Below are 9,436 nucleotides of genomic sequence, written 5' to 3'. Positions count from 1 at the left end.
GCGGGTTCGGAGGTCGGCACCTGCTGCAGCGACAGCCGCAGTTCGCCGCCGCGGGTGATGAGGGATCGAAGTTGCAGACCGTTGCGGGAATCATCGCTCATGACGTGCTCTTTGCAGTGATGTGAGGGGCGCCGAGTATAGTCCGCCGGCAGCGCACCGCGATTCGCCGGTGGCCCGGGCCCAGGCCCGCGACCTTTCTGTATGCTTGCCGGCGCGCGGATGCCATGAAGACAAAGGGGGTGTCGATATGCCGTGGTGGGCTTGGCTGATACTCGGTGTGGGATTGCTCGGCGTCGAGATGTTCGTCATCGATGCACAGTTCTACCTCGTATTCCTCGGTATTTCCGCCGTCGTCGTCGGCCTGTTCGGACTGGCCGGCGTCGCCACGCCCGACTGGGCGCAATGGCTGATCTTTTCCGTCCTCGCCGTCGTCACGATGGTGGCGTTCCGCCGCCGGCTCTACCAGCTGGTGCGCGCCCGCAGCGGCCATGTCGAAGAGCGCCTGAACGTGGGCGACCGCGTGCTCGTGCCGGTGCGGCTGGAACCGGGCCAGAGCTGTCGCGTCGACTATCGCGGTTCGTCGTGGACCGCGCGCAATGCCGATACGCACGTCATCGAAGCCGGCCGCGAAGCGGCCATCGCACAGGTCGATGGACTGACGCTGCAGGTGCGGGCGTCGTGATTCGCAAGACAACAGCAAGAGAGGAGCGGGCCTGATGGAAACGATGTATGTGGTTCTGGTGATTGCGGTACTGGCGATCATCCTGCTGGCCAAGACCGCCAAGGTCGTGCCGCAGCAGGCAGCGTATGTCGTCGAAAGTCTGGGCCGCTACAGCCGCACGCTGTCGGCCGGATTTCATATCCTCGTGCCGTTCGTCGAGCGCATCGCCTACAAGCACAACCTCAAGGAAGAGGCCATCGACATTCCCGAACAGGTCTGCATCACCAAGGACAACGTGCAGGTCGGCGTCGACGGCGTGCTGTACCTGCAGGTGCTGGATGCGGCGAAGGCGTCGTACGGCATCACCAACTACCGCTTCGCCATCATCCAGCTCGCGCAGACCACGCTGCGCAGCGAGATCGGCAAGATCGATCTCGACCGCACGTTCGAAGCGCGCGGCACCATCAATGCCAACGTCGTGAGCGAACTGGACCATGCCTCGGCCTCGTGGGGCGTGAAGGTCCTGCGCTACGAAATCAAGAACATCACCCCGCCGAAGGACGTGCTGCACGCGATGGAGAAGCAGATGCGAGCGGAACGCGAGAAGCGCGCCGTCGTGCTGACCTCCGAAGGCGAACGTGACGCCAAGATCAACCAGGCCGAAGGCGAGAAGCAGCGCGTCATCAAGGAATCGGAAGCGAAGCGCCAGCAGCAGATCAACGAAGCGCAGGGCCAGGCGGAAGCGATCCTCGCCGTGGCAACGGCCACCGCCGAAGGCCTGCGTCGCGTGGGCGACGCCCTGAGCGGTCGCGGCGGCATCGAAGCCATGCAGCTGCGCGTTGCGGAAGAATACGTGAAGCAGTTCGGCAAGCTGGCCGACGAGGCATCGAGCACGCTGATCGTGCCCGCCACCCTGAGCGATCTGTCGTCGATGATCGCGATGGCGACGAGCGTGGTGAAGCAGCAGTCCGCGAAGGGCTAAGAACGGGATTTCACACGGAGTTCACGGAGAGCACGGAGGTCGAAGAAGAGAAGAAAAATTTCCACGGGGGACACGGGGAACACGGGGGTTCGGAACAGAAAATTTCTTGTCCCCGTGCTCCCCGTGTTCCCATTCTTCCCCCGTGGAAATCCTCTTCTCTTCCGACCTCCGTGTTCTCCGTGAACTCCGTGTGAAACATCTTCCTCTCAGGACACACTCCGCAGCAACCGGCTGACAACCCGCTCCAGCTGCGCCAGCGTTCCGCATTCCTCCACCTGGTGGCAGTACGGCGCGAGATGCCGCATCTCGGAGTCGCCGGTATTCCATAGCGAGCGTGCTTCCGGATTCAGCCAGATCACCCGACGGGCACGGTCGTAGATTTCCTTGAGGATGTCGCCACGCGCGTCGGCGTTGTTGTTGCGGCCGTCGCCGAGAATGATGACGGTCGAGCGCTTGTCGAGCTCATCGAGGCACAGGCGACGGAAGTCGCTGAAGGCCTGTGCGTAGTCGGTGGAGCCGCCGCCGTACTGGCGCAGGGTCAACGCGACGGCGTCGTCCAGCTCGTTGGCGGAAAACAGATCCGAGACTTCGCCCAGTTCGGAGGAGAACGCGAACGAGCGCACGCGCGGCAGGACTTCATCGAGGCTGTACAGGAACATCAGCATGAACGCGGCGTAGCTGGCGACCGAGCCGCTGACGTCGCAGAGGGCGAAGACCTTCGGGCGGTCGACCTTCTGCGACTTCCAGTGCAGGTCGAAGATCGCATCGTCGTATTTCATGTTCCGTCGCAGCGTGCGCGGCACATGGAGCTGGCCGCGGTTGAACACCTTGCGGCGTCGCGAGTAGGCCGAGACCAGCCGTCGCGCCATGCGGCGCACCAGATCGCGCACGGCCTTCTGATGCGCGATGTCGATGCGACCCAGGCGCACGTTGCGCAGCAGATCGCCGCGCAGCCGCTTGCCGGTGACGTCGGCATGCAGCAGGAACTGGCGTTCCACGTAGTCGCGCACCTGTTCGCGCAGCCAGTCGCGTCGATGTCCCAATTCCTGCGCCAGGCGTCGCTGCGGTACTTCGTGTGCCGCTTCGAGATCCCGAATCTCCTGCTGCAGGTCCTGCTGTCCCATCGCATCGAGAATGCGCCAGGTGTAGATGCCTTTCTGGGTGAAGAACTCGATCTGGTGCACGTTCACGCGCGTGCCGGCCGCGTTGATGGCGAGGTCGATCTCCATCTGGTTGCTGCGCATGAGCAGCTGGCCGAGTGCTGACTGCGCCGACGGCAGTTCGCCGACCGAAGTCTTTTCGCCTGGCTGTGTAGCGGTGCCATCCGACGTGCGATCGCCATTGCCGCCGCCGCCCTGACCCTGCTGGCTGCCATTGCCGGATTGATCGGTGCCTTCTTCCGCCGGCTGCGATTCGTCGGAGGTCGCGAGCGGGGCAGTCTGCCGATGCGCGAAGAACTGATCGAAGGTCACATCGAAGATTTCCTTCTCCGCCTGCGTCTTCGGCAGCACCAGGCCGAGGCTGGTCTTGAGCAGTGCCCGATCCTGATAGCCGACCAGTTCGACCGCGTGCAGCGCGTCCAGCGTCTCCGCGGTGGAGACGCGCACGTCCGCGTTGCGCAGCGCGCGGATGAAGGTGGTGAGGAGGCGGGGCATGGGGCTGCGGGAGACAGGGGTACAGGCTACGGGCTACGGGCTACGGGCTACGGGCTACAGGCTACAGGCTACAGGCTACAGGCTACAGGCTACAGGCTACAGGCTACAGCCAGAGGTTTCCGCCGTTCTGACTGTCGCCTGTAGCCTGTCGCCTGTCTCCCGCTCATCTTCCCTCCGTCGCTTTCTTCGCCAGCATTCCTATTTCCGGCTGCACGCTGTCGATGTCTTCCTGAAACTTCAGAATCACGTTGAGCGTGTTTTTCACCAGTTCCGGATCGAGCCGGTCGGCGTGCAGCAGCAGCAGCGTGCGCGCCCAGTCGATGGTTTCGCTGATCGACGGGACTTTCTTCAGGTCGAGATCGCGCAGGGCGTGGATGAAATTGACGAGCTGCGTCTGCAGCTGCGCGGGCATTTCCGGCACACGCGCGTGAATGATGCGCTGTTCGAGGCCGATGTCCGGGAATGGAATGTAGAGATGCAGACAGCGGCGCTTGAGCGCGTCCGAGATTTCGCGCGTGTTGTTGCTGGTGAGGAAAACCAGCGGCGGTTCGCGCGTCGCCTTGACGGTGCCGATCTCGGGAATCGACACCTGGTAGTCCGACAGGATTTCCAGCAGCAGCGACTCGAACTCGTGATCGGATTTGTCGACCTCGTCGATGAGCAGCACGCAGCCGTGCTCGGAACGCAGCGCCTTGAGCAGCGGACGTGCTTCGAGAAATTCCTCGGAGAAGAAAATATCGCCGAACTCGTGCAGCCGTCGCACGGATTCGGCAAAGCCGCGCGCGCCCTGCAGTACCTCATCGAGCGTCTGCTTCAGCACCTGCGTGTACAGCAGCTGCTTGCCGTATTTCCATTCGTACAGCGCCTTCGCTTCGTCGAGTCCTTCGTAGCATTGCAGGCGGATCAGCGGCAGTTCGAACATCGCGGCCGTCGTCTTTGCCAGTTCGGTCTTGCCGACGCCGGGCGGGCCTTCGATCAACACGGGTTTGCGCAGGTGATACGCGAGATACACCGCCGTGGCGATCTGGTCGGAGCAGATGTAGCGATGTGCTTCGAGCGACTGCTTGAGCGATGCGACGGAGGAGGCGATCTGGGGAATGTCGACCATGCGAAGAGGGCCCGGGGCCCGGTTGCGGAAGCGGGCTTGCAGCTTAGCACCGTCTTCCCGGTCTTCCTGTGGGTCAGGCTTCAGCCTGACTTCCGAGACCGGCTTCCGGTTCTTCCTGTAGGTCAGGCTTCAGCCTGACTTCCGAGGCCGGCTGAAGCCGGCCCCACAGAAGATAGAGTCAGGCGTTCGACATTCACAGTGGCGCCAGGGGTGTCTGCAGCTTCCGATACACCGTTTCGATCGCGCGACGGAATACCGGATTCACGGCGATCTCCTTCGCGAACACGGTATCGAGCCCCAGAAAAAGCCCGGTGTCGTGTGCCGGATCCTCGTTGCATGCACGACCCAGTTCCGCGAGCCGCTTTGCTTCCGGATCGACGATGTCGACGCCATGCTTCGACTGCCGCACGACGAACCGCATCCACGCCGCGATCGGCAACGCCAGCCGTTCCACCGATCGTTGCGCCTGCAATGCATCGCTGATCGTGCCCAGCAGGCGCACCGGCAGTTTCTTCGAACCGTCCCAGGCGATCTGCGACAGCAGGTGCCGGATGCCGGGATTGCGGAAGCGGCCCAGCACATCGTCTATGTATCCCTGAACATCGAGACCGGGCGAGGGGGCGAGGCTCGCAGCGATGTCTTCGCGCATGAGTCGTTCGACGCAGCCTGCCAGCGTTGCATCGTTCATCGCATCGAGTACGGTCGTATGGCCGCGCAGCAACCCGACGTAGGCCAGCGTCGAATGCGCGCCGTTCAGCAGCCGCAGCTTCGCGCGGTCGTAGACACTGACATCTTTCGCCAGCGTTACGCCGACACTGGCCCAGTCGGCTGCGTGGACCGCCGGCAGGTCTTCGATCACCCATTGCGTAAAGACTTCGCGCTGGATGGGCCACGCATCGTCGACGCCCGTGACTTCGGCGACGCGCGCACGCAGCGCATCGTCGGTGGCCGGCGTGATGCTGTCGATCATCGTGCGCGGGAATGACACCTCATCCTCGATCCAGCGAGACAGGTCACGGTCGAGCCGTTCCGAGAAATCCAGCACGGCGCGACGCAAGGTCGGGCCGTTGCTGGCGAGGTTGTCGCAGCAGATCACGACGAAGGGAGCGGTGCCGGCAGCGCGCCGCAGGCGCAGTGCCTGTGTCAGCGCGCCGACGAGACTGCGCGCCGCCTGCGGCGCCTGCCAGTCGTGCACGATATCCGGATGGCTCTCATCGAGGGCGCCATTGCCATTCAGGCAGTAGCCTTTCTCCGTGACCGTCATGGTCACGAACTGCGTTGCCGGCGCCGTCAGCCGCTCGAAGACGGCGGCGTGATTCTCCGTGGCTACGAGCACTTCGCGAATCGAGCCGATCACGCGAAAGCGCGCTTCGCTGCCGAGTTCGTTGAGGACGTACAGCCCATCCTGCGGCGCGAGCGCATCGCGCACGCCTGCGCTCTTCAGCGCGATGGCTGAAATCGCCCAGCGCGGATCGCGATGCAGCAGCGCATCCACATAGAACGCCTGATGCGCGCGAAAGAACGCGCCGGGTCCGATGTGGACGATGCCGACGCGCGTGGCCGCGCGATCGTAGCCGGGCAGCGTCGCGCCGCGAACGGACGCGAGGGAGGCATTACCGAGGCGGGGTCGCATGGCGCGGCATTGTGCACAGAGCCGGAATAGCCGCAAAGAACGCATAGAACGCAAAAAGCAGAATAAGAGTATTGGCCGCAAAAGGCGCAAAAGGCGCAAGGTAAGAAGAATGATTTCTCTTCTCTGACCTTGCGCCTTTTGCGCTTCTTGCGGCTATTTCTTTATCCGGCTTTTTTGCGTTCTATGCGGTTACTCCTGCATCCTCAGCAGTACCCCGCATCCACCCAGTAACTGTGCCCCGTGCACAGCCGGGAATCGTCGGCGGCGAGGAACAGCACCATCGCGGCGATGTCGACCGGTTCGACGCGGACCTTCATGCACTGCTGCGCGAAGATCTTGGCTTCCTCTTCCGGCGTGTGCCACAGCGCGACCTGGCGAGGCGTGCGTACGGCGCCGGGGATCACGCAATTCACGCGGATGTTGTCGGGGCCGAAGTCGCGGGCCAGGGCGCGCGTGAGTCCTTCGATGCCGGCCTTGGCGGTTTCGTACAGTGCGAGGTCGGGCAGCCCGAGATGCCACGACACCGAGCCGAGATTCACGATCGAGCCGCCGCCGTTGCGGCGCATGCCGGCAATCAGCGCCTGCGCAGCGAAGAAGTAGTGGCGCAGGTTCACCGCCATGCGGTTGTCCCAGTAGGCCGGCGTCACGTCTTCGGTGCGATGACGGTCGTCGTTCGCCGCATTGTTCACCAGCACGGACACGGGGCCGGCTTTCGCTTCGATGCCGGCGAGCGTGTTCTTGAGCGCGGTCAGGTCGGTCAGGTCGCAGCGGATGAATTCGGCCGCGCCATTCAGCTGCTGCACCAGTTCGCGCGAGCTGGACTCGTCGATGTCGAGAAAGAAGACGCGCGCCTTCTGGCGAACCAGCCCGGCCACGATGTCGGCGCCGATGCCGGAGCCGCCGCCGCTGACGATCGCCGTCTTGCCGGCCAGGGAGGGATAGATCGCAAGTGTCATGGGGGGGAACCGTGTGAGTGTCTTACTGCGACAGCAGGCCGCGCTGCGCGAGGTTCTGCATCAGCGCGCCGATGCCGAAAGTCCACGGCGGTGCCTGATCGCAGGTGGTGACGCGGTTCTCCAGCGTGCCGAGATGCTGCGAGGAAACGCGCACGAGATCGCCGGGCTTGTGGGTGAAGCCGAGGCCGGGAGCGCCACGATCGATGATCGGCGCGAACATGGTGCCGAGGAACAGCATGAATCCATCGGGGTAGCAGTGATGCTTGCACAGCGTCTGAGCCACGAGGTCGGTGGGATCGCGACTGATCTGGTCCATCGAACTGCTGCCTTCCAGCCGGAAGCCGTCCGTGCCGGTGATTTCGAGCTGCACGACCGTGCTGCGCACGTGATCGAGCGTGAAGGCGTCGTCGAACAGGCGGATGAACGGGCCGATGGCGCAGGAGGCGTTGTTGTCCTTGGCCTTGCCGAGCAGCAGCGCGCTGCGGCCCTCGATGTCGCGCAGGTTGACGTCATTGCCCAGCGTCGCGCCGAGCACTCGGCCCGACTGGTCGCAGGCGAGCACGACTTCCGGCTCGGGATTGTTCCAGGCCGAGTCCGAGCGCACGCCGACGTAGTCGCCCCAGCCTACGGACGACAGCGGTGGGGACTTGGTGAAGACCTCGGCGTCGGGGCCGATGGCGACTTCGAGGTACTGCGACCACAGGCCATCGTCGATCAACGCCTGTTTCAGGCGCTGCGCCGACGCGGAGCCGGGCTTCACGGCGCGGATGTCGGTGCCGATGCGATCGCGCAGGCTGGCGCGCAGCGTCTCGGCGCGTCCCGCATCGCCGCGGGCGCGTTCTTCGATGACGCGCTCCATCGCCGAGATCGCAAAGGTCACGCCGGCCGCCTTGATGCACTGCAGGTCCGCGGGCGAGAGCAATCGCACTGCGCCAGCGGCATCGTCGAAAGCGCGTGCAATCGCCAGGGATTCCAGCGGGCCGAGATCTTCTCCGGCCGGTGCGGTGCCGTCCCAGCGGTTCAGCAGTTGCGAAACCGTCGGCGAATGGCGGGAGACATCGAAAACATGGCCGCCACGCACGACGATCGGCGTGGGACCGGCATCCGTCTGGATGCGACCGACCAGCGTCGAGGAACGCCAGTCGGCAGGCAGGCAGGCAATCAGGCTCATAGAGTGGTCGGGCGGAGGCGGGGATCGGCGGCAAGCCTAGTGATACCGCTATCACAATTCAAGAGCGGCAGATCGGGAAAAGTCGGCAGGCAGACATGCATCAGGCCTTGGGCGGCGCCGCGACCGAGTCGCGTTTGATCAGCTGATGCGCCACGACATGGTCGACCACCATCCGGGTCTCGTTTTCCTTGCGGCGGATGCTCCGCAGCAGCAGCTCGATCGACGATTCACCCATCGCTGCAATGGGCTGGCGGATGGTGGTCAGCTCGGGCCAGACCGTCGTGGCGGTCGGCGTGTCGTCGAAGCCGACCACCGACAGATCGCGCGGCACGTCGAGTCCGTGACGATGGGCGACCGAGATCGCGGCGGCGGCCATGTCGTCATTGCTGGCGAAGATCGCCGTCGGCGGCCGCTTGCGGCCCAGCAGTTTTTCCGTGGTTTCCAGCCCGGAGCGGTAGGTGAACAGTCCCTGCTGCACCAAGCTCGCATCGATACTGATGCCGGCATCCTGCATCGCCGACTGGAATCCCTCGAAGCGCCGGGTGCTGGCCGTCTGGTTGGGGTTGCCCTTGATGAAGCCGATGCGCGTGTGGCCGTACTCCAGCAGATGGGAAGTCATTTCATAAGCGGCGCGGAAATCGTCGATGCGTACGCACGATACTTCGGCCTGCGAACGCCCCGGTGCCACCGCCACCACGGGGACGCCAGCGGCGAGGAACTCGGCGGCCACGACCTTCGATTCGCACAAGGGCGGCGGCAGGATCACGCCGACGACGTTGCTGGCGAGCCGGCGCGCGGCCGCACGCTCGGTCGAGGGTCCAATGTTGGCCCAGGTGTCGAGCACCAGATGCGCGGCGGTGCGGCTCGCGCCGTCGAGCGCGCCGACCAGCAGTTCGCTCAGGTACGCGGCGCTGGGATTGGTATAGACGAGGCCGATGCGCGTGCCCTGCGCTGCGGCCAGCGATCGCGCCGCCGGATTGGGCGAATAGTTCAGCTCGCGTACCGCGCGCATGACCTGTTCGCGCGTCGCTTCGCGCACATTGCTGTTGCCGTTCATGACCCGCGACACGGTCATCGGCGAGACGCCCGCGCTGCGGGCGACCTCATGGATGGTGACCGCATGGCCTTTGCGACGCACGGCACGTTCTGCGATTTTTTTTCCGCCGCCGCTGGTTTTCACTCGTTCTTCGACTGGCTGATGAGGCCGGCAATCGTAGCACCGGGCAAGGACGGTGGTTGCAGCCGGACGATCGTGGTACCGTTACCATGA

General features: G+C 64.3%; 8 protein-coding genes. 2 read left to right on the top strand and 6 right to left on the bottom strand.

All coding sequences use genetic code 11. The features are described from left to right. Positions 1 to 247 precede the first annotated feature (247 nt). Positions 248 to 682 carry an NfeD family protein gene (locus V7D81_RS16505; RefSeq protein WP_324318240.1) on the top strand — a complete coding sequence of 145 codons (435 nt, stop codon included), beginning with the start codon at positions 248 to 250 and terminating at the stop codon, positions 680 to 682. Between the two features lie 43 nt (positions 683 to 725). Continuing rightward, positions 726 to 1,643, top strand: coding sequence for an SPFH domain-containing protein (locus V7D81_RS16500; protein ID WP_442958358.1), 918 nt, complete (start codon positions 726 to 728; stop codon positions 1,641 to 1,643). A gap of 206 nt (positions 1,644 to 1,849) precedes the next feature. On the opposite strand, the gene V7D81_RS16495 is transcribed toward V7D81_RS16500, so the two are convergent. The 6 genes from V7D81_RS16495 to V7D81_RS16470 all read right to left on the bottom strand — a co-directional run bounded on the left by V7D81_RS16495 (position 1,850) and on the right by V7D81_RS16470 (position 9,319). Beyond that, positions 1,850 to 3,298: a VWA domain-containing protein gene (locus tag V7D81_RS16495; RefSeq protein ID WP_324318236.1), complete on the bottom strand. Its 1,449-nt coding sequence runs from the start codon at positions 3,296 to 3,298 to the stop codon at positions 1,850 to 1,852. A gap of 163 nt (positions 3,299 to 3,461) precedes the next feature. Further along, a complete protein-coding gene (locus tag V7D81_RS16490; protein WP_324318234.1) occupies positions 3,462 to 4,406 on the bottom strand; it encodes an AAA family ATPase in 945 nt (314 codons plus the stop codon). 193 nt (positions 4,407 to 4,599) lie between these two features. Beyond that, positions 4,600 to 6,039, bottom strand: coding sequence for a mannitol dehydrogenase family protein (locus tag V7D81_RS16485; protein ID WP_324318232.1), 1,440 nt, complete (start codon positions 6,037 to 6,039; stop codon positions 4,600 to 4,602). Positions 6,040 to 6,242: 203 nt separating this feature from the next. Then, positions 6,243 to 6,995, bottom strand: coding sequence for an SDR family NAD(P)-dependent oxidoreductase (locus tag V7D81_RS16480; RefSeq protein ID WP_324318231.1), 753 nt, complete (start codon positions 6,993 to 6,995; stop codon positions 6,243 to 6,245). Positions 6,996 to 7,017: 22 nt separating this feature from the next. Beyond that, positions 7,018 to 8,166, bottom strand: coding sequence for a fumarylacetoacetate hydrolase family protein (locus V7D81_RS16475; protein WP_324318228.1), 1,149 nt, complete (start codon positions 8,164 to 8,166; stop codon positions 7,018 to 7,020). A gap of 100 nt (positions 8,167 to 8,266) precedes the next feature. Then, positions 8,267 to 9,319 carry a LacI family DNA-binding transcriptional regulator gene (locus V7D81_RS16470; protein WP_442958357.1) on the bottom strand — a complete coding sequence of 351 codons (1,053 nt, stop codon included), beginning with the start codon at positions 9,317 to 9,319 and terminating at the stop codon, positions 8,267 to 8,269. Positions 9,320 to 9,436 lie beyond the last annotated feature (117 nt).

Source organism: Povalibacter sp., from assembly GCF_036735925.1.
Lineage (GTDB): Bacteria > Pseudomonadota > Gammaproteobacteria > Steroidobacterales > Steroidobacteraceae > Steroidobacter.
The sequence above is the reverse complement of the archived record's forward strand: the minus strand, read 5'-3'. Positions and strand labels throughout refer to the sequence as shown.

Coding starts and splice junctions, on each gene's coding strand:
- V7D81_RS16485 (WP_324318232.1), bottom strand. CDS start 6,039: ATGCGACCCCGCCTCGGTAATGCCTCCCTCGCGTCCGTTCGCGGCGCG.
- V7D81_RS16490 (WP_324318234.1), bottom strand. CDS start 4,406: ATGGTCGACATTCCCCAGATCGCCTCCTCCGTCGCATCGCTCAAGCAG.
- V7D81_RS16495 (WP_324318236.1), bottom strand. CDS start 3,298: ATGCCCCGCCTCCTCACCACCTTCATCCGCGCGCTGCGCAACGCGGAC.
- V7D81_RS16500 (WP_442958358.1), top strand. CDS start 726: ATGTATGTGGTTCTGGTGATTGCGGTACTGGCGATCATCCTGCTGGCC.
- V7D81_RS16505 (WP_324318240.1), top strand. CDS start 248: ATGCCGTGGTGGGCTTGGCTGATACTCGGTGTGGGATTGCTCGGCGTC.
- V7D81_RS16480 (WP_324318231.1), bottom strand. CDS start 6,995: ATGACACTTGCGATCTATCCCTCCCTGGCCGGCAAGACGGCGATCGTC.
- V7D81_RS16475 (WP_324318228.1), bottom strand. CDS start 8,166: ATGAGCCTGATTGCCTGCCTGCCTGCCGACTGGCGTTCCTCGACGCTG.